This window comes from Amycolatopsis methanolica 239 (assembly GCF_000739085.1).
Taxonomy (GTDB): domain Bacteria; phylum Actinomycetota; class Actinomycetes; order Mycobacteriales; family Pseudonocardiaceae; genus Amycolatopsis_E; species Amycolatopsis_E methanolica.
In genome coordinates this window covers 4,672,516-4,697,791 of the sequence record NZ_CP009110.1, presented here as the reverse complement: position 1 = coordinate 4,697,791, position 25,276 = coordinate 4,672,516, and the positions used below count along the sequence as shown (strand labels likewise).

Here is a 25,276-nt window from a genome sequence, read left to right as displayed (position 1 = left end):
GGAGGTGCGATGGGTGCTGAGGTGGTCATCGAGGGGCTGACGAAGTCCTTCGGGCGCCAGAACATCTGGCGCGATGTGAGCCTGACCCTCCCGCCCGGAGAGGTCAGCGCGCTGCTGGGTCCGTCGGGTACCGGTAAGTCGGTGTTCCTGAAGTCCATGATCGGGCTGCTCAAACCGGAGCGCGGGCGGTGCGTGGTCAACGGCGTCGACATCGTGACGTGCTCCGAGCGCAAGCTGTACGAGACGCGCAAGCTGTTCGGGGTGCTGTTCCAGGACGGTGCGTTGTTCGGGTCGATGACTCTGTTCGACAACGTGGCGTTCCCGCTTCGGGAGCACACGAAGAAGTCCGAGACCGAGATCCGCCGGATCGTGCTGGAAAAGCTGGATCTGACCGGTCTGGCGGGTGCGGAGAAGAAACTCCCCGGTGAGATTTCCGGTGGTATGCGCAAGCGCGCCGGTCTGGCGCGGGCGCTGGTGCTGGACCCGGAGATCATTCTGGTGGACGAGCCGGACTCGGGTCTTGACCCGGTGCGCACCACCTACATCTCGCAGCTGTTCATCGACGTCAACGCGCAGATCGACGCGACGTTCCTGATCGTCACGCACAACATCAACCTGGCCCGCACGGTGCCGGATAACCTGGGCATGCTGTTCCGCAAGGAGCTGGTCATGTTCGGGCCGCGCGAGGTGTTGCTGACCAGCGAGGAGCCGGTCGTCAAGCAGTTCCTGGGCGGGCGGATGGACGGCCCGATCGGCATGTCCGAGGAGAAGGACTCCGCCCAGATCGCGGCCGAGCGGGCCATGTTCGAGGCCGGTCACCACGCCGGCGGCGTGGAGGACGTCACCGGCATCCCGGCCCAGATGCAGCCGACGCCGGGCGTGCCGACGCGGCAGGGCGCGATCCGCCGCAAGGACCGGGTCATGAAGATCCTGCACACCCTGCCCCCGGCCGCCCAGGAGGGCATCATCGCCTCCCTCACCCCGGAGGAGCAGCGCCGCTACGGCGTCACCCCACGACGCTCCGTGGTCACCGTGGGCAGGCACACCACGTCCCCGGCGGAGGACACCGCCATCCTGCCCGCGCGGGGAGAACTCGGATGACCGACCGCGAGTCGTTCGCCGGCGTGTACCGGGCCCACCGGGCGGCGGTGTTCCAGTACCTGCACCACCGCACGAGGGACCGGGACCTGGCCGAGGACCTGACGAGTGAGACGTTCGCCCGCGCCCTGCGCGGCTACGGCAGCTACGTCGCCCGCGGCACACCGATCCGGGCGTGGCTGGTCACGATCGCACGCAACCTCCTGGCCGATGAGCTCAAGAGTGCGCGACACCGCTACCACGCCCCGCTGCCCGACTCGTTCGACGAGTTCCGGTGGACCTCCGGTTCGCCCGACCCCGCGGAGCTCGTGTGCCGGGAGGCGGTGCGTTCCTCGATGCGGCGCGTCGTGTCCCGGCTCAACGCCGAGCAGGCGCGGTGCATCACGATGCGCTACTTCGACGAGCGCACGGTCGCCGAGACCTCGGTGGCCATGCGGCGCAGCGCCGGTGCGGTGCGGGCGCTGCAGAACCGCGGGATCCACAGCCTCCGCGAGGTCCTGACCACGGGCGCGATCGCGTCCTGACACACCGGAGAGACAGTCATGTACCCAGGCACCCACGCACAGCGGACGCCGGACAAGCCGGCGGTGGTGATCGCGGAGTCCGGCGCGGTCCGGACCTACTGCGAACTGGACGACCGCTCGCTGCGGTTCGCCCGGCTGCTGCACGACGCGGGGCTGCGCCCCGGTGACGTGGTGGCGCTGCTTTCGGACAACCGGCTCGAATGCTTCGACGTCTACTGGGCGGCGATGCGGTCGGGGCTCTACGTCACCGCCGTGAACCGGCACCTGTCCGCCGACGAGGTCATCTACATCCTGCGGGACAGCGGCGCCAAGGCGCTCGTCGTGTCGGCGGGGCTGGCCGAGCTCGCGGAGGAGATCGGCAGGTACACGGACCAGGTCGCGGTCCGGCACGCGTTCGGCGGGCCGGTCGCGGGTTACGACTCGTTCGAGGCCGCGATCGCCGCGGCGGAGCCGTCGCTGCCCGCGCAGCCGAGCGGTGCGGCGATGCTGTACTCCTCGGGTACCACCGGCAAACCGAAGGGCGTGAAACCGCCGTTGCCGCCCCGCGCGATCGACGAGCCGGGCGACCCGATCGTCGGCATGCTGGGCGCGATGTACGGGATCACCAGCGACGACGTCTACCTCTCGCCCGCGCCGGTGTACCACGCGGCGCCGCTGCGCTGGTCCGGCGTGATGCACTCGCTCGGTGCGACCGTCGTGATGATGGAACGGTTCGACCCGGAAGGCTTCCTGGCCGCCGTCGAACGGTTCGGCGTGACCGCCACCCAGGTGGTGCCGACGATGTTCGTGCGGATGCTGAAGCTGCCCGAGCCGGTGCGGGAGAAGTACGCGGTGTCCACGCTGCGCCTGGTGGTGCACGCGGCGGCCCCGTGCCCGCCCGAGGTCAAGCGGAAGATGATCGAGTGGTGGGGCCCGATCGTCCACGAGTACTACGGGTCCACAGAGGGCAACGGCATCACGTTTATCGACACGCCGCAGTGGCTGGCCAAGCCCGGTTCGGTCGGGCGCAGCATGCTCGGCACGATCCACATCTGCGACGAGTCGGGAGACGAGGTCGAGGCCGGTCAGGACGGCCTGGTGTACTTCGAGCGCGACGAGCTGCCCTTCGAGTACCACAACGATCCGGAGAAGACCCGCTCGGCGCAGCACCCCCGGTACCCGACGTGGACCACGGTCGGCGACGTGGGACGGGTCGACGAGGACGGTTTCCTCTACCTGTCCGACCGCAAGGACTTCATGATCATCTCTGGTGGGGTGAACATCTACCCGCGCGAGGTCGAGGACACGCTGGCCTTGCACCCGCTGGTCGCCGACGTCGCGGTCATCGGGGTTCCCGACCCGGAGATGGGGGAGCGGGTCCAGGCGATCGTGCAGCCGGCGCAGGGCGTCCGGACCGGACCCGAGCTCGAACAGGAGCTGATCGGCTACGTCCGCGACAGGATCGCGCACTACAAGGCCCCCCGTGCGGTGACGTTCACCGCGGAGCTGCCGCGCACCCCGACTGGCAAGTTGCTCAAGCGGGTGCTCAAGGAACGGTTCACCACGGAAGGAGCGGCGCGATGAGCGTCGACGTGATCGAGACGAGCCCGGCGTCGGCCGTGGCGCGCCTGCGCGCCACGTTCGCGAGCGGCCGCACCCGTTCCGCGCGGTGGCGCATCGAGCAGCTGCGCGGGCTGGAACGCCTGCTCGCCGAGCGGGAGGACGAGATCCGCACGGCATTGGCCGCCGATCTCGGGCGGTCGAGCGCCGAGGCGTTCATCGGCGACATCGGGGCCACGAAAGCCGAGGTCGTCCACGCCCGCAAACGGTTGCGCCGGTGGATGCGACCGCGCCGCACCGGGCTGCCCCTGACCGCGCTGCCGGGACGGGGCTGGTTCCAGTACGAACCGCTGGGCGTGGTGCTGGTGATCGGTCCGTGGAACTACCCGTTCTACCTCACGATCGGCCCGATGGTCGGCGCGCTGGCCGCGGGCAACTGCGTCGTGGTCAAGCCGTCCGAGCACGCGCCGCGGTCGTCGGCGGCGTTGGCCGAGCTCCTGCCGCGCTATCTCGACCCGGAGGCCGTCGCGGTGCTGGAGGGGGACGCGGAGGTGACGCAGGACCTGCTCGCGCAGGGTCTGGACCACGCGTTCTTCACCGGGGGCACGGAGATCGGGCGGGAGGTGATGCGCGCGGCGGCGGCGCGGTTGACGCCGGTGACGCTCGAACTGGGCGGCAAGAGCCCGGTGATCGTCACCGCCGCGGCAGATCTGGAGGTCGCGGCGCGGCGGATCGCCTGGCTCAAACTGATGAACTCCGGGCAGACCTGCATCGCGCCGGATTACGTGCTCGTCGAGCGCGCGGTGCGCGACGAGTTTCTGGACCTGCTCGCCTCGACGATGCGGACGTTCCGCGCCGGGGACCACGAGTCGGGGATGCGGGTGGTCAACGAGCGCCAGTTCACCCGGCTGGCCGGGTTGCTCGGCACGTCGGGCGGCGAGGTCGTGATCGGTGGCGGCGCGGACCGCGCGGCCACGGCGATCCAGCCGACGGTCGTGGCCGACCCCGACCCGGATTCGGCCCTGATGGGCCAGGAGATCTTCGGGCCGATCCTGCCGGTGCTGACGGTGGACTCGCTGGACGAGGCGATCGCGTTCGTCAACGCCCGCCCGAAACCGCTGGCGGCCTACCTGTTCAGCCGTCGCCGCGGTGAGCACCGCGCGGTGCTCGACCGGACCAGTTCCGGTGGCGTGGTGATCAACCACCTCGCCTTCCACTGCATGTCCCCGCAGTTGCCGTTCGGCGGCGTCGGTGACAGCGGCATCGGCAGCTACCACGGCAGGTGGGGTTTCGAGACGTTCAGCCACCGCAAGGCGGTCGTGTCGAAACCGTCGCGCCCGGATCTGTCGCTGCTCTACCCGCCGTACACGGACAGCAAGATGCGGATCATCCGCCGGTTCTTCTGAGGCCGGCGGCCGGTTCACCGATTTTGTCAGCGCCGCTGAATGATCCCGGTCATGTCGGTGGCGATCGCTCGAGGAGGAACACTGTGGAGATCATCGTCGACAGGGCCAAGTGCACGAGTCTGGGAATCTGCGAATCCCTTGCTCCCGACGTCTTCGAGGTCGACGACAACGGCGAGCTCGTGCTGAAGGCGGCGACGGTCCCCGACGGGCTGCGCGACGACGTCGAGGCCGCGATCGCGGGGTGCCCCACCGAGGCGCTCCGGCTGCGCGACTGAAAGCCGGGGAAGCGACATGGGTGCATCGCCGGAACGGATCGTCGTCGTCGGCGCCTCGCTGGCGGGGCTGCGCGCCGTGGAGGCCGCCCGCAAGGCCGGGTTCGGCGGTCCGGTGACGCTGATCGGGGCGGAGGACCACCTGCCCTACGACCGGCCGCCGCTGTCCAAGGCGTACCTCGACGAGGGTGATCCCGTGACGCCGTGGTTCCGCACCGCGGACCACCTCACCGGGGAGCTGGGCATCGACCTCCGCCTGGGCACACCGGCGTCCGCTTTGGACACCGCGTCCCGGACGGTGGTGGTGGGCCGTGACGAGATCCCGTATGACGTGGCGGTGATCGCGACCGGGGCGCGTCCGCGGACGCTGCCCGGCGCCGACGGGCTCGCCGGCGTGCACACGTTGCGCACCCTCGACGACGCGCGTGCGGTGCGCGCGGCACTGGACGCCGGCGCGCGCACGGTCGTGGTAGGCGCTGGTTTCATCGGATCCGAGGTCGCCTCGGGTGCGCGCAAACGCGGGTTGCCGGTCACGGTGGTCGAGGCGATGCCCACGCCGCTGGTGCGCGCGGTGGGCGAGGCGATGGGACAGCGCTGTGCCGCCCTGCACCGCGCCAACGGCACGGACCTGCGCTGCGGTGTCGGCGTGGCGGGCTTCGAGGGCGACGGACGCGTCGAGCGGGTGCGCCTGTCCGACGGCACCGCGGTGGAGGCGGACCTGGTGGTGGTCGGTGTCGGCGCGCAACCGGCGACCGGGTGGCTGGCGGGCTCCGGCGTCACGCTCGACGACGGGGTGGTGTGCGACGCGACGCTGGCCACCGGCGGGCCCGGGGTGTACGCCGCCGGTGACGTGGCGCGCTGGCACAACCCCCTGTTCGACCGGCCGATGCGCCTCGAACACTGGACGAGCGCGGCGGAGCAGGGAGCCGCCGCGGTGCGCAACGCGCTCGACCCGTCCGCGGCCCGGCCGTACGAGACGGTGCCTTACTTCTGGTCGGACTGGTACGACACCCGCATCCAGTTCGTCGGCGTGCCCACGGCCGACGAGGTCGTGGTGGTCGAGGACGGCAGCGGTGCGGCCGGTGGCCGACAGGTGGCGCTGTACCGGGAGGGCGACCGCCTGGTGGGCGCACTGACGGTCAACGGGCAGTCGGTGATCATGAAGTACCGCGGCCTGATCATGCGCCGCACGTCGTGGGCCGACGCGCTCGACTTCGCGCGGGCCCGGCGCGAGGCGTGATCCGGCCGGTGCTCGTCACCCCTCGGTGACGAGCACCGCCTTGCCCAGCACCGTCCCGGCTTCCAGGTCGAGCAGTGCCTGCGCGCCCTCTGCCAGCGGAAAGCGGCGGGTGACGGGAGGACGCAGGCCGCGGGCGACGAACGCCTGGAGCGCCTGCGCCGTCTCGGCCAGCGCCTGGGGCCGGGTGCGCAGGAACTCGCCCCAGCCCGCGCCGACCACGCTGACGTTGCGCAGCAGGAGCCGGTTGACCTTCACCTGCGGGATGGCGCCGCCCGCGAACCCGAGCACGATCAACCGCCCCTCCGGGGCCAGCGCACGCACCGCGTCGTCGAACAGCGCACCGCCCACCGGGTCCACCACCACGTCGACACCGCGGCCGGAGGTGACCTCCCGCACGCGGTCGAGCCAGCCGTCGTGCAGCGGGACGATCCCGTCGGAGCCGAGCCCGCGCACGAACTCGTCGGCGCCGCGGCGGTGCACGCCGGCGATCACCCGCGCGCCGAGCGCCGTCGCCACCTGGACCGCGGCCGAACCGACGCCGCCCGCCGACCCGAGCACAAGCACCGTCTCACCGGCGGTGAGCCCGGCGCGCCGGTGCAGCGCGAAGTGGGCGGTCTGGTGGTTGGCCAGCAACGCCGCGCCCTCGGCGAAGTCCAGCTCGTCCGGAAGGCGCCACACCGCCCCGGGATCGACGGCGACGCGCTGCGCGTACGCGCCCAGTCCGACCACGGCCTGCACGCGGTCGCCCGCGCTGAACCCGCTGCCGTCCGGGGCGTGCACCACCAGCCCGGCCACTTCGGAACCGGGGACGAACGGTGGTTGCGCGCGGGCCTGGTAGCGGCCCTGCGTGAGCAGGAGGTCGGGGTAGCACACGCCCGCGGCGCGCACCTCGATCAGCACCTTCCCGTCGGACGGTGGTTCGTCCACGTCGTCGAAGCGGATCGCCGATGGGCCGTCGAGTCCGTGCACGACAAGGGCTTTCACGACGATCCACACTAGGGCCTGTTTCAATGCGCTGATCTGGGAAGGTCTTCGGCAGTGTGGGTGTCGCGGCGTGTCGTTGATCAAATAAGTGAGGTCTCCGGTAGATCGATCAGCGACTAAGAAGATCGAGAACACCGGAGACCTCGTGGCTAGCGTAGCGGCGGCGGGGCGAGCCGATCTGACCGACGCGCAGTGGGCGGTGCTGGAACCACTGCTGCCGGTCGGCCAGAAGCCGGGTCGCCCACCGAAGTGGACCAAGCGTCAACTCCTCGACGGAATTCGGTGGCGAGTGCGTGTGGGCTCTCCCTGGCGCGATGTCCCACCGGTGTATGGGTGCTGGCAGACGGTCTATGGGTTGTTCCGGCGCTGGCAGCGCGCGGGTGTGTGGGCGGTGATCCTGGCGGCCTTGCAGAGCAGGGCCGACGCCGCTGGGGTGATCACCTGGGACGTGAGCGTGGATAGCACGATCAACCGAGCGCATCAGCATGCGGCGGGCGCGCGGACCGAGAGTGAGGTGCAGAAGGAACCACCGGGTGGGGTGGGCGCGCCCGAACCCGCTGATCACGCATTGGGCCGGTCTCGGGGTGGATGGACCACCAAGCTGCATCTGGCGACTGAACAGGGGCAGAAACCGCTGTCGCTGCTGGTCACGGCGGGGCAGCGTGGGGACAGCCCGGAGTTCGAGGCGGTACTGGCCGGAATCCGGGTCGCCCGAATCGGCGGTGGACAAGCCCGGACCCGACCGGATCGGGTGCTGGCGGATAAGGCCTACAGTTCCCGCGCCAACCGGGCCCACCTGCGCAGGCGCGGGATCGCGTGCACCATCCCCCAGCCCGCTGATCAGATCCGGCATCGCCGCAACCGTGGACCAGACGGTGGCCGGCCACCAGCCTTCGACCCGCACACCTACAAACAGCGACACGCGGTCGAGTGCGGGATCAACCGCCTCAAACGTCACCGAGCCCTCGCCACCCGATACGACAAGCTCGCCGTCCGCTACGAAGCCACAATCCACATCGCCGCGATCAACGAGTGGCTACCTCGCTTATGAAACAGGCCCTAGGCGGGCGATCACGCGCGGGCAAGCGCTCCTACGTCCACTCCGGACGGCAGGAGCCCCCGGCGCGTGCCGGGGGCTCCCTGAGGCGTCAGCGGTTGCGCGACATCAGCGACAGCAGGTAGGCGCCGCCGACCTTGCCCTCGCGCGGCGGCAGCGCACCGAGCTGCCGCATCATGTCGGTGATCTCGTACTGGGCGAGGTAGCGCGACAGCAACCCGTCGGTGAACCCGAGGAAGATGTCGCAGCCGTGGGTGCTGAACCGCTTGCCGGGATCCAGCTGCGGCGGTCCGCTGCCCTCCTGCCGGAACAGCACCAGGGCGCGCCCGTCCGCGGGTGCGGTGAACAGCTGCACCTCCTCGAACCGGACGTCGGGCATCACGGCCCAGATCCGGTCGACGTAGGTGCGCATCGCGTCCCGGCCGTGGATCACCTCCGGCCAGAACACGGTGTCGTCCCATTCGATGCGCGGGTGCAGCAGCGCGAGCACCTGCTCGGTGTCGTGGGAGTTCCACGCCGTGAGCCAGTCGTCGGCGAACCGGCGGAGGAACGCGGGGTCGTGGGCATCAGTCATGATCGGCAGCTCCTGCGGTGGTGTGGGTGAACCGGGGTGTCCGCTTGGCGAGGAATGCGTGCACGCCCTCCTGCCCGTCGGGTGTCTCGATGAGCGCGGCGATGGAGCGGGCTTCGGCGTCGAGGTGCCCGGACAGCGGTTCGCTCACCGCCCGGCGCACCAGTCCGGCGGAGGCGGCCAGCGCACGACGCGGCCCGCGGGCCAGTGCCGTGGCCAGCCGGACGGCCTCCGCGCGCGCGGTCCCGGGTGCGACCGCGCGCGAGACGAGGCCGATGCGTTCGGCCTCGGTGCCCTCGACCTTCCGGTTGGTGAGGATCAGATCGCTCGCCCTGGCCGGGCCGAGCGCGCGGGTGAGCGCCCAGGACACCCCGCAGTCGGGCGACAGGCCCGTCGCGGTGTAGGCGACCACGAACCGCGCGGTGTGCTCGGCCAGCACCAGGTCGGCCGAGAGCGCGAACCCGATCCCGGCGCCTGCGCACGCTCCCTGCACCGAAGCGACCACCGGCACCGTGAGCGAGCGCAGGCCCAGCACGGCCTCGTGCGCGGTGCGGGCGAGTTCGGCCAGGAACTGCCCGGGCGCCTCGGCGTCGGCGAACGCCAACAGGTCGCCGCCGACGCTGAACTGCTCGCCGTGGCCGAACAGGACGGCGGCCCCGACGTCCGGGGTCGCCGCCACCTCGGCCACCGCGTCGCGGAGCGCGCGGGCCAGCGGGAGGTCGACGGCGTTGTTCCGCTCCGGGCGGGCCAGCCCGAGGAGCGCGACGCCGTCGGTCACCTCGAGCGTCACCGGTGGGGTCATCGTGTGCTCCTCACAGCCCGAGGTCCCGGCCGATGATCTCCTTCATGATCTCGGTCGTCCCGCCGTAGATGGTCTGGATGCGGGCGTCGGTGTAGGCGCGGCTGACCGGGTACTCGCGCATGTAGCCGTACCCGCCGTGCAGCTGCAGGCACCGGTCGGCGACGCGGACCTGCAGTTCGGTGCACCACCACTTCGCCTTCGCCGCCTGCACGGCGGTCAGCTCGCCGCGGGCGTGCAGCGCGACGCAGTGGTCCACGAACACGCGGGCGATGTCGACCTCGGTGTGCAGTTCGGCGAGGAGGAAACGGCTGTGCTGGAAGCTGCCGACCGGGGTGCCGAACGCGCGCCGCTGCGTGACGTAGTCCATCGTCCTGGCCAGCACACCCTCCGCGGAGGCCACCGCGGTGACCGCCAGCGAGAGTCGTTCCTGAGGCAGGTTGCGCATCAGCTGGAAGAAGCCCTGGCCTTCGTCACCGAGCCGGTTGGCCACCGGCACCCGGACGTCGGTGAAGTGCAGTTCGCTGGTGTCCTGACCGTGCAGGCCGAGCTTGTCCAGGTTGCGGCCGCGCTCGAAGCCCGGTGTGCCGCGTTCGACGACCAGCAGGGTCAGTCCCCGGTGCTTGTCGTCGGAGGTGCGCGCGGCCACCACGACGAGGTCGGCGTTCTGCCCGTTGGAGATGAACGTCTTGGACCCGTTGAGCACGTAGTGGTCGCCCTCGCGGACCGCGCGGGTCGCGATGCCCGCGAGGTCGCTGCCCGTCCCGGGTTCGGTCATCGCGATCGCGCCGACGAGCTCACCCGAGGTCATCCCGGGCAGCCACCGCGCCTTCTGCTCCTCGTCGGTCAGGTCGAGCAGGTAGGGACCGACGACGTCGTTCTGCAGGGCGATCGACAACCCGGCGGAGGCGAACCCGGACCGGCCGAACTCCTCGTCCACGACGGCGCTGAACCGCCAGTCGTCGATGCCGGGGCCGCCGTGCGCCTCGGGCGTGCCGAACATCAGCAGTCCCGCGGCGCCCGCCTTGGTGAACAGGGCGCGGTCGACGATGCCGCGCCGCTCCCACTCCTCGTCGTGCGGGGCGACCTCGGACTTGATGAACGAGCGCACGGTTTCGCGGAACAGCTCGTGGTCGGCGTCGTACACGCCGCGCGTGCCGGTCACAGTTCACCTCCGGGCAGGAACAGGTCCGGCTTGAGGTCGGATTCGGCGGCGTCGCCGTAGCGGTACCCGCTGAAGTCGGTGACGCCCTGCGCGCGCAGCACGTCGTCGTCGATGAAGCAGGTGCCGGTGCACTCCGCGGCGTCGCGGGCGAGGATGGCGTGCGCGGCGTCGGCCATGATCTCCGGGCGGCGCGACACCGCCATCGCCGCGTCACCGCCGACGATGTTCTGCACCGCGGCGGTCGCGATCGTCGTGCGCGGCCACAGGCAGTTCGCCGCGATCGGGCGCGGGTGTTCCTGCCCAGCCAGGCCCAGGGTCAGCATGGTCATGCCGTACTTGCTGATGGTGTAGGGCGCGTGCCGGTGCAGCCAGACGGGGTCCGGGTTCAGCGGCGGGGACAGCGTCAGCACGTGCGGGTTGTCCGATGCGTACAGGTGCGGCAGCGCGGCGCTGGTGAGCGCGAACGTGCCGCGCACGTTGATGTCGAGCATCAGGTCGTACCGCTTGAGCGACAGCTTGCCCAGGGGGGACAACGTGATCGCCGAGGCGTTGTTGACCACGACGTCGATGCCGCCGAACCGGGCCACCGCCTGCTCGACCGCGCGGGCCACGTCCTCTTCCCGGCGCACGTCGCCGACCACCGCGAGCCCCTTGCCACCGGCGGCCTGGATCTCCTCGACGGCGGTGTGCACGGTGCCGGGCAGCCGCGGGTCCGGTTCGGCGGTCTTGGCCAGCAGCACGACGTTCGCGCCGTCGCGCGCCGCGCGGGTAGCGATCGCCAGCCCGATGCCGCGGCTGCCGCCCGACATCAGGATGGTGCGCCCGGCCAGCGGTCGTGCCGTGTCCTGTGTGGTCACTGGTAGTCCTCTCCGTTCTCCGCCTTGCGGACGAGGGATTCCGGCGGGGTGAACCGGTCGCCGTAGCGCGCGGCCAGTTCGCGTGCCCTGGCGACGAAGCCGGGCAGGCCGCCCCGGTAGGAGTTGATGTACTGGATGACCCCGCCGGTCCAGGCGGGAAAGCCGATGCCGAGGATCGACCCGATGTTGGCGTCAGCGACGGAGCGCAGCACGTTCTCGTCGAAGCATCGCACGGTGTCCAGCGCTTCGGCGAACAGCATCCGCTCCTGCATGTCGATCAGCGGGATGTCGGTGTTCGTGCCGCCGAAGGCCGCGCGCAGGCCCGGCCACAGGCCCTGCTTGCGGCCGTCGGCGTAGTCGTAGAACCCAGCGCCGGCCGCGCGGCCCTTGCGGTCGTGCTCGTCGATCATCGCGTCGATCACCGCGGCCGCGGGGTGGACCGGTTTGTCGATGCCCGCCGCCCGGTGACCGGCGACGGTCTCCTCCCGGATCTTGCGCATGAGCGTCAGCGTCAGTTCGTCGACGAGCGCGAGCGCGCCGACCGGGTACCCGGCCTGGGTGGCCGCCTGCTCGACCGACGCGGCGGGCACGCCCTCACCGACCAGCGCGATGGCCTCGTTGACGAACTCCAGGATCACCCGGCTGGTGAAAAAGCCCCGGCTGTCGTTGACGACGATCGGGGTTTTGCCGATCTGGCGGGCGAAGTCGATCGCCTTGGCCAGCGCGGCGTCACCGGTCTTCTCGCCGACCACGATCTCGAGCAGCGCCATCTTGTCGACGGGGGAGAAGAAGTGCAGCCCGATGAAGTCCTCCGGTCGGTCGGCCCCCTCGGCGAGATCGGTGATCGGCAGGGTCGAGGTGTTGGAGCCCAGCAGCGCGTCCGGGGTCAGGTACTTCGCGGTCTCGGCGATGACGGTCTTCTTCAGCGCCGGGTCCTCGAACACGGCCTCGATGAGCAGGTCGGCGTCCTCGGCGTCGGCGGTGTCGGCGGTCGGCGTGATCCGGGCCAGGATCTCCTCCCGCCGCTGCGGTGTGGTGGTGCCCCGCGCCACGGCTTTGTCCAGGATCTTCGCGCTGTAGCCCTTGCCCCGTTCGGCCGCCTCGCGCGTCACGTCCTTGAGGACGACCTGCACGCCGGCTTTCGCCGCCACGTGGGCGATTCCGGCGCCCATCATGCCCGCGCCGAGGACGACCAGCTTCCGCGCGCGGTACTCGGGATACCCGTCCGGCCTGCCCGCGCCGCGGTTGATCGCCTGCATGTCGAAGAACATCGACTTGATGATGTTCGCCGAGATCCGGCCGCAGATCAGCTCGGCGCAGTACCGCGACTCGATCACCAGCGCATTGTCGAAGTCGACCTGCGCGCCCTCGACCGCGGCGGCGAGCACGTTGCGCGGGGCGGGCGCGGGGGAGCCGTTGGTCTGCTTGCGCAGCACCGCGGGCAGCGACGGCAGCACGGTGGCGAGTGCGGGACTCGACGGGGTGCCGCCCGGGATGCGGTGACCGGGGCGGTCCCACGGTTGCGCGGGTTCGGGGTTGGCCGCGATCCACGCGCGCGCCGCGGCCAGCAGTTCGTCCGGCGTGGCGGCGACGGCGTCGACGAGCCCCGTTTCCAGCGCCGCCGCGGGACGGAACTTCCGGCCGGTCAGCAGGATCTCCTGCAGCGCGGTGCGCAGCCCGAACATGCGCACCGTGCGGGTGGTGCCCCCGCCGCCGGGCAGCAGACCCAGCGTCACCTCGGGCAGGCCCACGGTCGCACCGGGCACGTCCAGCACGATGCGGTGGTGGCAGGCCAGCGCGATCTCGTAGCCGCCACCGAGCGCGGCGCCGTTGATCGCGGCGACAACCGGCCTGCCGAGGATCTCCAGCCGCCGCAGCGGCGCCTTGATCGCGTCCAGCAGGCCGGTGATCTCCTCGACCTGGTCCTCGGTGGCGCGCATCATCATGCCCAGGTCGCCACCGGCGAAGAAGGTCTTCTTCGCCGAGGTGACGATCACGCCGGTTATCGAGTCGCGTTCGGCGTACAGGTGGTCGACCAGTGCGGGCAGTTCCCGGCGGAACCGGTCGTTCATGGTGTTCGCGGACTGGTCCGGATCGTCCATCGTGACGGTGACGATGCCGTCGGCGCCGGTTTCCCAGCGGAACATCGGGTGGTCGTGGCTCATCGGGTTCTCCTCGGGTGCGGATCGGTCGGGGGTCACAGGCGCTCGACGAGCGTGGCCACGCCCATGCCGCCTCCGATGCAGAGCGTGACCACCGCGCGCCGGGCCTGACGCCGCTCCAGTTCGTCGAGTGCGGTGCCGACGAGCATCGCGCCGGTGGCGCCGAGCGGGTGGCCCATCGCGATGGCGCCGCCGTTGACGTTGACCTTGTCCATCGGGATGCCGAGGTCCTTGGCGTACTTGAGCGGGACCGCGGCGAAGGCCTCGTTGATCTCGAACAGGTCGATGTCCTCGATGGACAGTCCGGTGTGTGCGAGCAGCTTGCGCGTGGCCGGGATCGGCCCGGTCAGCATGATCGTGGAGTCGGCGCCGGAGGTCGCGGTCGCGACGATCCGGCCGCGCGGGGTGAGACCGTGCTCGACCCCGGCCCGCTCGTCGCCGATCAGCACGAGCGCGGCACCGTCGACGATGCCGGAGGAGTTGCCAGCGTGGTGGACGTGGTCGATGCGCTCGACCCAGTGGTAGCGCTGCAGCGCCACCGCGTCGAACCCACCCTGCTCGCCGAGCGCGGCGAAGGAGGGCTTGAGGCCGGCCAGTGACTCCGCGGTCGTGTCCGGCCGCATGTGCTCGTCGTGGTCGAGGACGGTCACGCCGTTGCGGTCGCGCACCGGGACGACCGATTTGGCGAAGTAGCCACCGGACCAGGCCTGCGCGGCGAGCCGCTGCGAGCGTTCGGCGTAGCCGTCGACGGTGTCGCGGGTGAAGCCCTCGATCGTGGCGATGAGGTCGGCGCTGACACCCTGCGGGACGAACGACGTCGCCAGGTTGGTCTCCGGGTCGTTCATCCACGCGCCGCCGTCGGCCCCCAGCGGCAGCCGCGACATCGATTCGACACCGCCCGCGATCACCAGGCGGTCCCAGCCGGAGCGGACCTTCTGCGCGGCGGTGTTGACGGCTTCCAGGCCGGATCCGCAGAACCGGTTCAGCTGGACCCCGGAGACGGTGTCGGGCAGGCCTGCGGCCATCGCGGCCGTGCGGGGCAGGACCGAGCCCTGGTCGCCGACCGGGGACACGATGCCCAGCACGAGGTCGTCGATCGCGGCCGGGTCGAGGTCCGGGTGGCGGGCGCGCAGTTCGCCGATGAGGCCGACGACGAGCGAGACCGGCTTGATCGTGTGCAGCGATCCGGTGCTCTTGCCGCGGCCACGGGGGGTGCGGATGGCGTCGTAGACGAACGCCTCCGGTATCGCGGGTGAGGTGGACATCGCGGGTTCCTTCCGGGCGTGAGCCGAGTACGGGGTTGACCGGGAGACTAAACTAGTTAATATTCACTAGGCAAGCCGCGCTGCGGAGACGGCCTCGGCTGAACGGAAGGAAGCAATCGTGACGAAGACGTCCGCCCACCGGTACCTGATCACGTCGGTCGAGGACGGGGTCGGCGTGATCCAGCTCAACCACCCGGAGAAGCGCAACGCGCTCGGGTGGGAGCTGCATCGCGAGATCATCGCGGCGCTCGACGGGTGGGCTGAGGACGACTGTGTGGCGGCCGTCCTGCTCGTCGGCAACGAGGACTACTTCTGCGCGGGCTGGGCGCTCGACGTCCTGGAGTCGGTTTCCGGGGACGAGCTGACCCGGTTCAACGACCTGGCCTGCAAGTTGATGACGACCGTCTACGACTATCGCAAACCCACCGTCGCGGCGGTCGCGGGCGTGGCGCCCGGGTACGGGATGGACCTGGCGAACATGTGCGACATCACCGTGGCCGCCGAGAACGCCGCGTTCGGTTCCACGCAGGTCAAGTACGGGATGAACGGCTTCTACCACGGCATGCTGCGCAAGGTCGGCGGCCAGCGCGCCCGCCGGATGCTGTTCACCGGCGACCCGATCGACGCCGCCGAGGCGCTGCGGGTCGGTCTCGTCGACGAGGTGGTGCCCGTCGGCACCGTGCGGGAGAGCGGGATGCGGCTGGCGCGGCACATCGCCGAGGCGGGTGCTGAGCTGACGACGGTGCTCAAGGAGGTCGCGCTGCGGGCGGGGAACATGGACCACATCGGCGCCACCGCCTACGAACTGCGCGTCACCGCCGACCTCATCCAGCGCGGCTTGTTCACTCGCAGGCTCTCCGACGGGCTCGCGGCCCTGCGGTCGGGCCGGAGCAAGGCCACGGAGCGCCTGGAGTCCTGACCGGCAAACCGTCGCCGGTGAGGCGGCGTTTCCGGTCAAGAAGCACCGGCGCCACGGGGCTTCCTTAGTGAATATTAACTAGGTAGCTTGGCGGGTGGCCGGGCGCGGACCCGGGCGGAGGAAGGAGCGCGTCGATGACGACGGTATCGGAAGTGCGGGCGCAGTACCGGCACGCCGGGTACCGGGCGACCGGTCTGTGGACAGCCGAGCGGATCGGCGACCTGCTGCCCGCGCGGGCGGCAAGCCACCCCGACCGCGAACTGTTCTGCTTCGAGGGCAGGCGCGTCACCTACGCCGAGTTCGACGGGTGGACCGCCGCGGTCGGCGCCGACCTCGTCCGGCGCGGCGTCCGCCCGCGTGACCGGGTGCTCGTGCAGCTGCCCAACTGCCTGGAGGCGCTGGTGCTGCAGGTGGCGGCGTTCCGCATCGGCGCGATCGACGTGCCGGTCGTGCCGATCTACCGCGAGCACGAGATGCGCCGGATCCTCGCCGACTGCCGCCCCGCGGCGATCGTGGTCAGCGCGGAGCTGGGTGCCCGCCGCCCTGCGGAGGAAACCGACGCGCTGCTCGGCGAGCTCGGGCTGCGTCCGGCGGTCAAGTACCTTGTGGGCGGCGCCCGCGAGGGGTGGGAGCCGGTCGCCGCGGAGCCGGTGTCCGGAGTGGAGCTGCCGGAATCGCTGCCCGCACATGAACCGGCCCTGTTGCTCTACACCTCCGGGACCACCTCGGCGCCCAAGGGTGCGCTGCTGTCCAGCCAGGCGTTGTTCGCGCACCTGCGGAACTTCCGCGAGGCTCTCGGAGCGGGCGAGCGCACCGTGACCCTCGCCGCGACGCCGCTGTCGCACCTCGGCGGTTTCGTCGCGGGCGTGGTGTTCCCCGCGTTCCTGGGTGGACGGTCGGTGATCACGCGCGGCTGGCAGCCGGACGAGGCGGTCGAGCTCATCGAGCGGGAGCGGGTGTCGCTCATGATGGGCGCCACCGTGTTCGTATCCGACCTGGTCGAACGCTACGAGCGCGGGGTCGCCCCCGGACACCGGTTGCCGACGTACGCTTGCGCCGGTGCGGCGATTCCGGGCGCGCTGGTCGATCGCGCGGCCGGGGTGGGGATCTCGGTGGTCCGCGCGTACGGCATGACCGAGACGGCGGGCGTGTGCGCGATCGCCGCGGCGGACGATCCGCTGGAGCGCAGGCGGGACTGGGACGGCAGGCTGCTCCCCGGACTGGAGATCCAGGCCATCGACGACGACCGCGCGGTGCTGCCGGTGGGCACCGTGGGCGAGCTGCGCATCCGCGGCCCGCAGCTGCTGTCCGGCTACACCGATCCCGCGCTCACCAAGGAGCAGATCGACGACGACGGCTGGTTCTACCCCGGCGACGTCGGCCTGGTGGACGAGCAGGGCTGGGTGCGCATGACCGGGCGCAGCAAGGACATCGTCAACCGCGGTGGGGAAAAGTTCTCCACAATGGACATCGAACTGGCTATCGCGTCTCACCCGGACGTCGAGTCGGTCGCGGTGACCGCCGTGCCCGACCCGAGGCTGGGGGAGGTGGCCGGCGCGTGGCTCGTGCTGCGGCCGGGGGTGATCTGGCCGGGCTCGCAACCGCTGATCGAGCACCTGGAACGGCAACGACTTGCCAAGCAGAAGATCCCGGTCGAATGGCACGTGGTGCGGGAGATCCCGCGCAGCGCCACCGGGAAGATCCAGAAGCACCGGCTCGCCGAACTCGGCGACCTCGCTTCGCAGTAACCGAAACACCATCGAAAGAGGACAGTGCACATGACGGGGTACGACAACATCGAGGCGAGCGTCAAGGACGGCGTCGGAACGATCACGTTCACGCGGCTGGACCGACGCAATGCCCTGAGCGTCGAGCTGATGACCGATCTGAGCGACCAGCTGGACGCCTGGGCCTACGACGACGAGGTCGCCGCCGTCGTGCTCACCGGCGGTGAGGACGTCTTCTGTGCGGGGCTCGACCTCGACCTGCAGTCGGGTTTCACCGAGGAGACGCGGGCCATCTACTCGGAGGCGTGCCTGCGCGCGTACGGGACGCTGCTGGACTACCGCAAGCCGACGATCGCGGCGGTCGGCGGGCCCGCGCTCGGCGGTGGGTGCGACATCGCGGTGTTCACCGACATCCGCATCGGCAGCGAGAACGCGATCTTCGGGTACCCGCAGATCAAGTTCGGCCTCACTCCGTACTTCTCGCCGCTGTGGCGCATCGTCGGGCTGAGCCAGGCGAAGCTGCTGACCTTCTCCGGTGACCGCATCGACGCCGCCGAGGCTCTGCGGATCGGGCTGATCGACCGGCTGGCGCCGGCGGGCGGGGTCGTCGAGCGGGCGACCGAGCTGGCCGCGTCGATCGCGGGCACCACGGCGAAGTCGGCCGTGAACAACAAGGAGATGGCCCGGACGTCTCCCGCGATGGACCCGATCAGCGCGCTGACCTACGAGACGCTGGCCTACCGCGAGGTGATCTGGCACCCGGACATCGTCGCCCGCATCAACGAGGCCTACAGCCGCATCAAGAAGAAGTAGCGGGCTCCGGATGACCGTGCCGGTCACCGACCGCGACGCGGAGTGCCACCGCGGGGTGGTGGAGCGCAGGCTTGGTGTGGTGGGATGCCGGGCCGGCGGGGGCGGGCGCCGCGCGATCCTGCGGATGCCGGATTATCCGGGACAGCGGATCGTCGCGCTCGCGGTGCTCGCCGACCACGTCATGGGCGAGGCGTTCTACCTGGCGGCGCCGCCGGGCCGGTGGGCGCTGACCACGGAGCTGGCGGTCGACGTCCTCGCCCCGCTGCCGTGGCCGGACCGGGAGGTGTCGGCCGCGGCGCGGATCCTGTGCTGCGACGCCCGCGGCGGGTTCGGCACGTGCGAGGTGACCGGCGGCGACGGGGCAGTCCTGGCCACGGCGAGCACCCGGCTGCAGTACGTCGCCGCCCGCGCGGGCGCCGGGCCTTTGCCGGATGCCGCCCCGCCGGACGCGGCCCTCGACGTCCGGGCCTGGGCCGACGACGGAACCGGCCGCGCCGAGCTGCGCCATCCGCAGCACTGGAGCAACAACTACGGAGTCCTGCACGGCGGGGTGTGGGCCGGGATCACCGAGCTGGCCGCCGCGGCCGTGTTCGCGCGCGACGGGCGGCTGCGCACGGCGCACCTGCACGTGCGCTACCTGCGCTCGGCCGAGCCCGGCGGACCGGTGCGCGCCGAGGCGCGCCCGGTCCACCTCGGACGGTCTTTCGGCGTGCTCGAGGTCGACGGCACCGACGGGACAGGGCAGCGATGCGTCACGGCGACGGTAACCGGCAGGCGGGACGGAGGAGTTGCGCCATGAGCGAGGAGATCCAGGTTTCCGGGACGGGTCCGGTCCGGCAGCTGCTGCTGAACCGGCCGGCGCGGCACAACGCGCAGACGCCTCGGATGTGGGCCGAGCTCGCCGCGGCGGGGCGTGCGTTGGGCGTGGATCCGGAGGTGCGCTGCGTCGTCGTCACCGGGGCGGGTGGCTCGTTCAGCTCCGGCATCGACCTGGACGAGATGCGTGAGCCCGCGGGGTTCCTGCGCTCCCTCGCCGCGCACCCGCCCGGCGACCCGGACCCGATGATGGCCGAGATCGCCGTCGCGCAGGAGGCGTTCCGCTGGATGGCCGGCGCGCCGTTCCTCGTCGTCGCCGCGGTCACCGGGGTGGCCTTCGGCGCCGGGTGCCAGCTCGCGCTGGCGTGCGACGTCCGGATCGTCGCGACCGACGCCCGCCTCGCGCTGCGGGAGGTGCGCTACGGGCTGATCCCGGACATGGGCGCGACCCATTCGTTGCCCCGGCTGGTCGGCAGGCAGCACGCGCTCGACCTGATCCTCTCCGGCCGGGAACTCTCCGGCGCGGAGGTGGTGGCGCGGGGCATCGCGTTGCACGACCACCCCGCGGCCGAGGTGCTCGACGCCGCGACCGCCTACGCGCACGAGCTCGCGCGGGTGCCGCGCGCGGGCATCGCGCACGTCAAAGCCGCCGTGGACGAGCCGGACCTCGACCGCAACCTGCGGATCGCCGGTCTCGGCCAGGCCGCCTGCGTCCGCCAGGCGTCCTGGCCGGAGTGAGCCCGCTACCGGCCCAGCGCCACGTCGAGGCAGTCGGCCGTGGTGGCGGGGTGGGTCGAGCCGGTCGTGAAGTCCCCCAGCCGCTCCAGGTCGGCGAGCACCGCCGCCGGGGTCAGGGTGCCCGCGTCGAACCGCACACCCGCCGCGCGTTCCCAGCGCAGCTCGGCGGCCCACCCGCCACCGGTCTCCAGCACGGCGCCGCCGCGGGCGCGGGGTGCGCGAGCGCCAGCACGAACGGGGACACCGACTCGGCGGGCAGGCCCGCACGCAGATCGTCGTCGAACACCCCGTCGGTCATGCCGGTGTGCGCCATGGGGGCGACCGCGTTCACACCGATGCCGAACCGCGCGCCCTCGATCGCCAGTGTCTTCGCCAGCGCGATGATCCCGGCTTTCGCCGCGGCGTAGTTCGCCTGGCCGAAGTTGCCGTGCATCCCCGCGCCGGATGTGGTGAGCACGATCCGCCCGTACCGCTGAGTGCACAGGTGGGGCCAGGCCGCTGCCGTGACGGCGTAGGCGCCACCGAGGTGCACGTCGACCACCTCGTGCCACTCGTCCGCGGTCATCCGGCCGAACGAGCGGTCCCGCACGGCGCCCGCGTTGACCACGAGTGCGTCGATCCGCCCGCCTTCCGCGAGCGCGCCGGCGACGATGGCCGCGCCGTCCCGCGCGTCGGCGACCACGGGCACGGCGTGTCCACCGCGGTGCCCGATCTCGGCGACCACCTCTCGCGCGGCGTCGGCGCGGCGCGCATGCACCACGACGAACGCCCCCGCCGCGGCGAAGTCGAGCGCGTACCGCCTGCCGAGTCCGCGGCCCGCTCCGGTGACGACGACCACCTGGTCCCGGAAGTCGGCGGTGGTGGGGGTTTCCGGCATGGCACCTCCGTGGTGAACAGTCCTAGTGAATATTAACTCGACAGGCTGCGGTCCGAGGGTGTGACGTTGCCCGAGCTGGACTGGGCGGAGCCGGGTGCTACACCGATGTCACGACCCACGCCGACGGCACCGCCACCGCGTTTTGCTACTGCGGATGGACCGAAGAACACGCCAGCCACGACGCCGCCGCAGCTGCCACCGACGCGCACCGCGACGCCACCGAATTCACCTACAGCTGAACCGCGCGCCCGCGCCACATCCCGGAAAGGGGGGCCACGCCGTGAGCCGCAAGCCGGCACCCCGCGAACCCCGGCGGTGCAGGTCATCGACCCGATGGCCGATTCCGCGCCGCTGCCGGAGATTACCGTCGACCACTTCATGGCAAACGGCTGCACGGTCATGTGCGTGGTCATTGACCCCGCCGACGCGCAACAACTGTTGTATGGCGCGGTTACCCGCCCCGACGGAACGCTCGCCGGAACCTACTACCCGGCCGATCGGGTGCGCGGTGAGCACTGGCGCATCGTGGCCGCCGACGGCACGCACTACAGCGCCGCCAGCGAATTCGACGCCGTCGAATGGCTGTCCACTACCGCCGCCACCCCGGCGGGCCCGACACGGGAACGGTGGAATCCCAACCATTGACCATCACCCGCCAGCAGTGGGACCGCGACGCGTTCGCGCCCTGTCCGTGTGGCAGCGGCGCCGACCTCAACTTCCATCGGCGGCACGCCGAATGGGGCGAAAACCTCTAGCCCGTGACCGCGACCGTCTGAAAGGGACACCCGATGAGCACGCCCGCCTCAACCTCCGCCCGGGGCGACACACCCGCCGCCCCCGGCGCGACAGCCCGGCTGCGCAACGGCGAATTGCGCCGCATGGTGGCCGAACACCTCGCCCGCAACCCCACCGCCGCGTTCACCCCGTCCACGATCGAACAGGCCCTGAAACGATCATCGGGCGCGGTGGGCAACGCGCTGGCGATGTTGGCCGCGCGCGGGCAAGCCGAGCAGGTCGCCACCAACCCGGTCTCCTACCGCGCGACCGGGAAAACCGCCGACGCCGCGAAAACCGTCACTATCACCCCGCGCACCACCACGACCACCGTTTCGACGCCTGCTCCCGCCGCGCTGGTGACCACCCCGGTCCGTTGCCCGAACGGGCAGATGTACCACCCGCGCAAACTGTCCGGGCTGTCCGATGTCACCGCGTTGCGGCGGTTGCGTGCCGCTGGGGTGTCCGCGCTCATGTACGGCCCACCCGGGACCGGAAAACGTCGGTGGTGGAGGCCGCGTTCGACGACCTGATCACGTGCAGGGCGACAGCGACACCGTCACCGACGACTTCGTGGGCTCCTACCCCCAAACCCCGGACGGGCGCTACGAATTCGCCTACGGCCCGCTGGTGACCGCGATGTGTGAGGGGCGGGCGCTGTTCATCGACGATGCCACCCTCATCCCGCCGACCGTGCTCGCCGTGGTATATCCCGCGATGGACGGACGCCGCCAGATCATCATCAAATCTCACCGCAACGAGGTGGTCGACGCCGCGTCCGGGTTCTACGTCGTGGCCGGACACAACCCCGGCGTGCACGGCGCGGTGCTCACCGACGCCCTCTCGTCGCGGTTCGCCACACCCACCACGGTCAACGGCTGGTACCTGTGGCGCCGCGCGCACGATGACCGGCTCCTCGCCGACCTTCGCGCCGAACTCGCCAGTGCACCCCGGAGCGTGCAGCGATGACCCGCGACGCACCGTCCCGGCGCGGCGATGTCCGCGACGCCGACAGCGGCCTCCCGCGCCTACTGACCACCAAGTGCGCGACCTGCATCTTCCGGCCCGGCAACCTGATGTTCCTCCCGCCCGGCTACCGTGACCCTGATGCTGCTGGTGGGCGCCGGGCTGGGAATCGTGTTCATGCCGAGGTCGGCCGGTCATCTCAAGGCCACGGGTGTGGCTCTGGTGGGTGTCCTACGTCCCGGAGACCGTACTGGCGATGGTGTCCCGCACCGACGACAACCCGGCCCGCATGGCATTGCTGGACCGCGTCACCGAGGAAAGTCGCGCACTGTCCTGACCGGTGCCGGGGCGTTCGCGGCGTCGAAGCCCCTGCGCGACCCCTGCGCACCGAGGGACCGGGCCGCCGCCGGTCGCGGGCTCGTGCTCGCCTCCCCGGGTGGCTACCTGCTCTCCGCACCAGTCACGGCAGCAGTTCGGTGTTCCAGTTTGCGCGCTGGATCGCCACGTCGAGCTCACGCAGTTCCACAGCCAACTGGTCGGCGCAGCTCGCCGACGGGCAGCACCGACAGCCGGCGCAGTTCAGGCCGTGGTTGCCGGTATTCGTTCCCGCCCGGCCGCGGGGTCGGCGGCCGTGGTGAGCACGTCGTGGTGGTGGAGCCGGAGCACGGCGCGCCGTCCTCCGACGGGGTCTCGCCCACCTGGTAGCGCGCGTTGGCGACGATGCACGCCCGCAGTCGCTCGATCCGCTTGGTGGTGTCCGAGCGCAGCGCCAGCGTCTCGGCCACCATCAAGATCACGACCGTACTCCACGGGCGGACCACGGTGGACTGTGGTGGGCGCCCGGACGGGCACCCACCACGCGTCGCCTCAGTTGAGGACCGGGCGGCCCAGCGGGAGCGGCTTGCCGCCCGTCGCGGCGGAGATGGCGCCTGCGAACAGGTAGACGCCCACCGCGGTGAAGGCGAACACCGCGTAGCCGCCCGCTGTGGTCGCCGCGGTGGAGTGCCCCACCGTGCCGTACAGCGCCAGCGCGAGCGCGAGGTCGACCAGCACGAACAGCAGCGTGAACGCGGCGGGCAGCCGCAGCGTCGTCAGCGTCAGCAGGACGATCGTGACCAGCCACGCGATCAGGAACAAGCCCTGTGTCGCCACGGCAGCGTCGCCGGAGATGCCGAACCAGTTGTGGATGAGGCCGAGCACCAGGACCGCGTAGCTGATCCAGAACCCGGCGAACACCCCGAACACGGCGGCGACGGCGTTCTCGCCGAGCGAGGCCGCCCAGAGGGCGGCGACGAGCTGCCCGACGCCCGTCGCGGGCAGGATGATCGCGATCGACGCGCCGACGGCGTCGGCCGGGACGTAACCGGTCAGCACCAGTCCGAGCGCGATCGCGCCGACGATGAAGGTGGGCACGCCGATCAGGGCCGGATCTCCCGCGGGCGCGGGCCGGGTGGGTGCTTCGGTGGCGACGGCAGTGGTCATCGTGTACTCCTCGTTGAGCTGCGACATGTCCTCGGGTGCGGCGCACCGCGCCGGTGAGCTACCCGCCCGCGGGCCACAGGATCGACAACTCGGGGTGGTCGTCGTCCAGCAGCCGGTGCGCCAACGCGATCGCCTCTTTCGGGTCGATCTGGTCGAAGGCGGGATCTCCCTCGGCGATGCGTTCGAAGACCTCCGCCAGCTCCTCCGCATCCGCGGGCGACAGGCTGGTGTCCTGACTGCACTGCACGTACCGCAGACGCAGGACCCCGGCGGCCTTCAGCATCAGGGAGCCGTAGGTGTTGTCCACCGACGACGCCCGACCGGATCGGGCACCTGCCTTCTGCGCGTCCATGAGATCTCCCTTCCACGATCGCCGTCGTCGGCGCGTTGGTCAGTGGGTGGCGTGGTGTTTGAGTTCGCGGGCTGCGGTGGCGGGGTCTGGGGCGTTGTAGATGGCTCCGCCTGCGACGGCGACGGTGGCGCCGGCGTCGCGGACGGCGGTGATGGTGTCGGCTTTGATGCCGCCGGCGATGGAGAAGGGCACGCCGGCTTCGCGTCCGTCGCGCAGCAGGGTGTCGATGGTGTAGCCGGGGCGGGCTTGTTCGTCCAGGCCGGCGTGGATTTCGACGAACGCGACTCCGAGCTTGGCGACCTCGCGGATGCGTTGTACCCGGTTGTCGGTGACGGTGATCATGTCGGCCACCACCTTCTTGCCGTACTTGCGGCCCGCCGCGACGGCGCCGCGGACGGTGTCGTCGTCGGCCGCGCCCATCACGGTGACCAGGTCGGCGCCGGCTTCGAAGGCCAGCGCGGCTTCCAGTTCGCCGGCGTCGGCGGTTTTGAGGTCGACGAACACCTGCTTGTCCGGGTGCGCGGCTTTGACCGCGGTCACCGCCGCGATCCCGGCCGATTTCACCAACGGGGTGCCCAATTCCAGAATGTCGACGTGCTCAGCCACCTGACGCGCCAACGTCAACGCCGCCGGCAGATCCAGCACGTCCAACGCCACCTGCAACTCCACGACACACTCCCTCACATCACGACAGGAAAAACCTTCTGGCCCACCACGATCACCCACCAGCCGAAACCACCACAACACCCCACCACATCCACAAACACAATCACCCCGATCACCACAACCAATAACCACGCCCCCCGGGACCTCGCTACGCTCGCACTGCCGGTACCTCGAGATCGTGCCCGTCCGCCCGGGGAAAACCGGCAC

28 protein-coding genes are annotated in these 25,276 nt (G+C 71.1%); 15 read left to right on the top strand and 13 right to left on the bottom strand.

Annotated features, from left to right (window positions below):
- The first annotated feature begins 9 nt into the window (after positions 1-9).
- From AMETH_RS22860 to AMETH_RS22835, 6 genes are all read left to right on the top strand, one after another.
- Positions 10-1,101, top strand: coding sequence for an ABC transporter ATP-binding protein (locus AMETH_RS22860; protein WP_017983483.1), 1,092 nt, complete (start codon positions 10-12; stop codon positions 1,099-1,101).
- Positions 1,098-1,622, top strand: coding sequence for an RNA polymerase sigma factor (locus tag AMETH_RS22855; RefSeq protein WP_017983482.1), 525 nt, complete (start codon positions 1,098-1,100; stop codon positions 1,620-1,622). Before AMETH_RS22860 ends, AMETH_RS22855 begins: the two co-directional genes overlap by 4 nt.
- Positions 1,623-1,640: 18 nt before the next feature.
- Positions 1,641-3,185: an acyl-CoA synthetase gene (locus AMETH_RS22850; RefSeq protein WP_017983481.1), complete on the top strand. Its 1,545-nt coding sequence runs from the start codon at positions 1,641-1,643 to the stop codon at positions 3,183-3,185.
- Positions 3,182-4,567 (top strand): aldehyde dehydrogenase family protein, encoded by a 1,386-nt coding sequence (locus tag AMETH_RS22845; RefSeq protein WP_017983480.1) that lies wholly within the window; start codon positions 3,182-3,184, stop codon positions 4,565-4,567. Before AMETH_RS22850 ends, AMETH_RS22845 begins: the two co-directional genes overlap by 4 nt.
- A gap of 83 nt (positions 4,568-4,650) precedes the next feature.
- Positions 4,651-4,842 carry a ferredoxin gene (locus tag AMETH_RS22840; RefSeq protein ID WP_017983479.1) on the top strand — a complete coding sequence of 64 codons (192 nt, stop codon included), beginning with the start codon at positions 4,651-4,653 and terminating at the stop codon, positions 4,840-4,842.
- Positions 4,843-4,858: 16 nt separating this feature from the next.
- Entirely contained in the window at positions 4,859-6,079 is a 1,221-nt protein-coding gene (locus AMETH_RS22835) for an NAD(P)/FAD-dependent oxidoreductase (RefSeq protein ID WP_017983478.1), read from the top strand.
- 15 nt (positions 6,080-6,094) lie between these two features.
- On the opposite strand, the gene AMETH_RS22830 is transcribed toward AMETH_RS22835, so the two are convergent.
- Positions 6,095-7,063 (bottom strand): NADPH:quinone oxidoreductase family protein, encoded by a 969-nt coding sequence (locus AMETH_RS22830; protein WP_026153277.1) that lies wholly within the window; start codon positions 7,061-7,063, stop codon positions 6,095-6,097.
- A 145-nt stretch (positions 7,064-7,208) separates the two neighbouring features.
- Between AMETH_RS22830 and AMETH_RS22825 the strand changes: the two genes are divergently transcribed.
- The gene (locus tag AMETH_RS22825) at positions 7,209-8,114 is read left to right on the top strand and encodes an IS5 family transposase (protein ID WP_026153428.1); all 906 of its coding nucleotides are present in this window, start codon (positions 7,209-7,211) and stop codon (positions 8,112-8,114) included.
- Positions 8,115-8,211: 97 nt separating this feature from the next.
- Here AMETH_RS22825 and AMETH_RS22820 read toward each other — a convergent pair whose 3' ends face one another.
- From AMETH_RS22820 to AMETH_RS22795, 6 genes are read right to left on the bottom strand one after another with little or no spacing between them, the layout of a single operon-like run.
- Positions 8,212-8,694, bottom strand: a complete 483-nt coding sequence (locus AMETH_RS22820; RefSeq protein ID WP_017983475.1) for a nuclear transport factor 2 family protein — start codon at positions 8,692-8,694, stop codon at positions 8,212-8,214.
- Complete coding sequence (locus AMETH_RS22815) at positions 8,687-9,493, bottom strand: enoyl-CoA hydratase/isomerase family protein (RefSeq protein ID WP_017983474.1); 807 nt, start codon at positions 9,491-9,493, stop codon at positions 8,687-8,689. The genes AMETH_RS22820 and AMETH_RS22815 overlap by 8 nt, the downstream gene beginning before the upstream one ends.
- A gap of 10 nt (positions 9,494-9,503) precedes the next feature.
- Positions 9,504-10,655: an acyl-CoA dehydrogenase family protein gene (locus tag AMETH_RS22810; RefSeq protein ID WP_017983473.1), complete on the bottom strand. Its 1,152-nt coding sequence runs from the start codon at positions 10,653-10,655 to the stop codon at positions 9,504-9,506.
- The gene (locus tag AMETH_RS22805) at positions 10,652-11,512 is read right to left on the bottom strand and encodes an SDR family oxidoreductase (RefSeq protein WP_017983472.1); all 861 of its coding nucleotides are present in this window, start codon (positions 11,510-11,512) and stop codon (positions 10,652-10,654) included. Before AMETH_RS22805 ends, AMETH_RS22810 begins: the two co-directional genes overlap by 4 nt.
- Entirely contained in the window at positions 11,509-13,677 is a 2,169-nt protein-coding gene (locus tag AMETH_RS22800) for a 3-hydroxyacyl-CoA dehydrogenase NAD-binding domain-containing protein (protein WP_017983471.1), read from the bottom strand. The genes AMETH_RS22805 and AMETH_RS22800 overlap by 4 nt, the downstream gene beginning before the upstream one ends.
- Positions 13,678-13,709: 32 nt before the next feature.
- Positions 13,710-14,939, bottom strand: a complete 1,230-nt coding sequence (locus AMETH_RS22795; protein ID WP_017983470.1) for an acetyl-CoA C-acetyltransferase — start codon at positions 14,937-14,939, stop codon at positions 13,710-13,712.
- Positions 14,940-15,057: 118 nt separating this feature from the next.
- Between AMETH_RS22795 and AMETH_RS22790 the strand changes: the two genes are divergently transcribed.
- From AMETH_RS22790 to AMETH_RS22770, 5 genes are all read left to right on the top strand, one after another.
- A complete protein-coding gene (locus AMETH_RS22790; RefSeq protein WP_017983469.1) occupies positions 15,058-15,858 on the top strand; it encodes an enoyl-CoA hydratase/isomerase family protein in 801 nt (266 codons plus the stop codon).
- 134 nt (positions 15,859-15,992) lie between these two features.
- On the top strand, positions 15,993-17,606 hold the full coding sequence (locus AMETH_RS22785) for a class I adenylate-forming enzyme family protein (protein ID WP_017983468.1): 1,614 nt from the start codon (positions 15,993-15,995) through the stop codon (positions 17,604-17,606).
- 30 nt (positions 17,607-17,636) lie between these two features.
- Positions 17,637-18,398 (top strand): enoyl-CoA hydratase/isomerase family protein, encoded by a 762-nt coding sequence (locus AMETH_RS22780; RefSeq protein ID WP_017983467.1) that lies wholly within the window; start codon positions 17,637-17,639, stop codon positions 18,396-18,398.
- A 10-nt stretch (positions 18,399-18,408) separates the two neighbouring features.
- Positions 18,409-19,197, top strand: coding sequence for a PaaI family thioesterase (locus AMETH_RS22775; protein ID WP_026153275.1), 789 nt, complete (start codon positions 18,409-18,411; stop codon positions 19,195-19,197).
- The gene (locus tag AMETH_RS22770) at positions 19,194-19,952 is read left to right on the top strand and encodes an enoyl-CoA hydratase/isomerase family protein (RefSeq protein ID WP_017983465.1); all 759 of its coding nucleotides are present in this window, start codon (positions 19,194-19,196) and stop codon (positions 19,950-19,952) included. Before AMETH_RS22775 ends, AMETH_RS22770 begins: the two co-directional genes overlap by 4 nt.
- Positions 19,953-19,957: 5 nt before the next feature.
- Here AMETH_RS22770 and AMETH_RS41665 read toward each other — a convergent pair whose 3' ends face one another.
- Both AMETH_RS41665 and AMETH_RS22765 read right to left on the bottom strand, forming a co-directional pair.
- Positions 19,958-20,089 (bottom strand): hypothetical protein, encoded by a 132-nt coding sequence (locus tag AMETH_RS41665; protein ID WP_017983464.1) that lies wholly within the window; start codon positions 20,087-20,089, stop codon positions 19,958-19,960.
- Positions 20,065-20,829 (bottom strand): SDR family NAD(P)-dependent oxidoreductase, encoded by a 765-nt coding sequence (locus AMETH_RS22765; RefSeq protein WP_051079434.1) that lies wholly within the window; start codon positions 20,827-20,829, stop codon positions 20,065-20,067. Before AMETH_RS22765 ends, AMETH_RS41665 begins: the two co-directional genes overlap by 25 nt.
- Before the next feature lie 315 nt (positions 20,830-21,144).
- Here AMETH_RS22765 and AMETH_RS22760 point away from each other — a divergent pair, with 315 nt between their 5' ends.
- From AMETH_RS22760 to AMETH_RS42155, 3 genes are all read left to right on the top strand, one after another.
- Positions 21,145-21,474 (top strand): hypothetical protein, encoded by a 330-nt coding sequence (locus AMETH_RS22760; RefSeq protein WP_017983463.1) that lies wholly within the window; start codon positions 21,145-21,147, stop codon positions 21,472-21,474.
- Between the two features lie 143 nt (positions 21,475-21,617).
- Entirely contained in the window at positions 21,618-22,136 is a 519-nt protein-coding gene (locus tag AMETH_RS42160; protein ID WP_323806961.1) for a hypothetical protein, read from the top strand.
- 4 nt (positions 22,137-22,140) lie between these two features.
- Positions 22,141-22,572, top strand: coding sequence for an AAA family ATPase (locus AMETH_RS42155; protein ID WP_323806960.1), 432 nt, complete (start codon positions 22,141-22,143; stop codon positions 22,570-22,572).
- 509 nt (positions 22,573-23,081) lie between these two features.
- Here AMETH_RS42155 and AMETH_RS22750 read toward each other — a convergent pair.
- The 4 genes from AMETH_RS22750 to hxlA all read right to left on the bottom strand — a co-directional run bounded on the left by AMETH_RS22750 (position 23,082) and on the right by hxlA (position 25,072).
- A complete protein-coding gene (locus AMETH_RS22750; RefSeq protein ID WP_026153274.1) occupies positions 23,082-23,366 on the bottom strand; it encodes a hypothetical protein in 285 nt (94 codons plus the stop codon).
- A gap of 70 nt (positions 23,367-23,436) precedes the next feature.
- On the bottom strand, positions 23,437-24,051 hold the full coding sequence (locus AMETH_RS22745) for a GPR1/FUN34/YaaH family transporter (RefSeq protein WP_026153273.1): 615 nt from the start codon (positions 24,049-24,051) through the stop codon (positions 23,437-23,439).
- A 58-nt stretch (positions 24,052-24,109) separates the two neighbouring features.
- Positions 24,110-24,403: a hypothetical protein gene (locus AMETH_RS22740; RefSeq protein WP_017983460.1), complete on the bottom strand. Its 294-nt coding sequence runs from the start codon at positions 24,401-24,403 to the stop codon at positions 24,110-24,112.
- Positions 24,404-24,442: 39 nt separating this feature from the next.
- Positions 24,443-25,072, bottom strand: coding sequence for a 3-hexulose-6-phosphate synthase (hxlA, locus tag AMETH_RS22735; protein ID WP_017983440.1), 630 nt, complete (start codon positions 25,070-25,072; stop codon positions 24,443-24,445).
- Positions 25,073-25,276 lie beyond the last annotated feature (204 nt).

What these genes read in the sequence shown, in the direction of transcription:
- AMETH_RS22860 (WP_017983483.1), top strand. Translation starts at nt 10, where the DNA reads ATGGGTGCTGAGGTGGTCATCGAGGGGCTGACGAAGTCCTTCGGGCGC.
- AMETH_RS22855 (WP_017983482.1), top strand. Translation starts at nt 1,098, where the DNA reads ATGACCGACCGCGAGTCGTTCGCCGGCGTGTACCGGGCCCACCGGGCG.
- AMETH_RS22850 (WP_017983481.1), top strand. Translation starts at nt 1,641, where the DNA reads ATGTACCCAGGCACCCACGCACAGCGGACGCCGGACAAGCCGGCGGTG.
- AMETH_RS22845 (WP_017983480.1), top strand. Translation starts at nt 3,182, where the DNA reads ATGAGCGTCGACGTGATCGAGACGAGCCCGGCGTCGGCCGTGGCGCGC.
- AMETH_RS22835 (WP_017983478.1), top strand. Translation starts at nt 4,859, where the DNA reads ATGGGTGCATCGCCGGAACGGATCGTCGTCGTCGGCGCCTCGCTGGCG.
- AMETH_RS22820 (WP_017983475.1), bottom strand. Translation starts at nt 8,694, where the DNA reads ATGACTGATGCCCACGACCCCGCGTTCCTCCGCCGGTTCGCCGACGAC.
- AMETH_RS22815 (WP_017983474.1), bottom strand. Translation starts at nt 9,493, where the DNA reads ATGACCCCACCGGTGACGCTCGAGGTGACCGACGGCGTCGCGCTCCTC.
- AMETH_RS22800 (WP_017983471.1), bottom strand. Translation starts at nt 13,677, where the DNA reads ATGAGCCACGACCACCCGATGTTCCGCTGGGAAACCGGCGCCGACGGC.
- AMETH_RS22795 (WP_017983470.1), bottom strand. Translation starts at nt 14,939, where the DNA reads ATGTCCACCTCACCCGCGATACCGGAGGCGTTCGTCTACGACGCCATC.
- AMETH_RS22785 (WP_017983468.1), top strand. Translation starts at nt 15,993, where the DNA reads ATGACGACGGTATCGGAAGTGCGGGCGCAGTACCGGCACGCCGGGTAC.
- AMETH_RS22780 (WP_017983467.1), top strand. Translation starts at nt 17,637, where the DNA reads ATGACGGGGTACGACAACATCGAGGCGAGCGTCAAGGACGGCGTCGGA.
- AMETH_RS22775 (WP_026153275.1), top strand. Translation starts at nt 18,409, where the DNA reads ATGACCGTGCCGGTCACCGACCGCGACGCGGAGTGCCACCGCGGGGTG.
- AMETH_RS22770 (WP_017983465.1), top strand. Translation starts at nt 19,194, where the DNA reads ATGAGCGAGGAGATCCAGGTTTCCGGGACGGGTCCGGTCCGGCAGCTG.
- AMETH_RS22765 (WP_051079434.1), bottom strand. Translation starts at nt 20,829, where the DNA reads ATGCCGGAAACCCCCACCACCGCCGACTTCCGGGACCAGGTGGTCGTC.
- AMETH_RS42160 (WP_323806961.1), top strand. Translation starts at nt 21,618, where the DNA reads ATGAGCACGCCCGCCTCAACCTCCGCCCGGGGCGACACACCCGCCGCC.
- AMETH_RS22745 (WP_026153273.1), bottom strand. Translation starts at nt 24,051, where the DNA reads ATGACCACTGCCGTCGCCACCGAAGCACCCACCCGGCCCGCGCCCGCG.
- AMETH_RS22740 (WP_017983460.1), bottom strand. Translation starts at nt 24,403, where the DNA reads ATGGACGCGCAGAAGGCAGGTGCCCGATCCGGTCGGGCGTCGTCGGTG.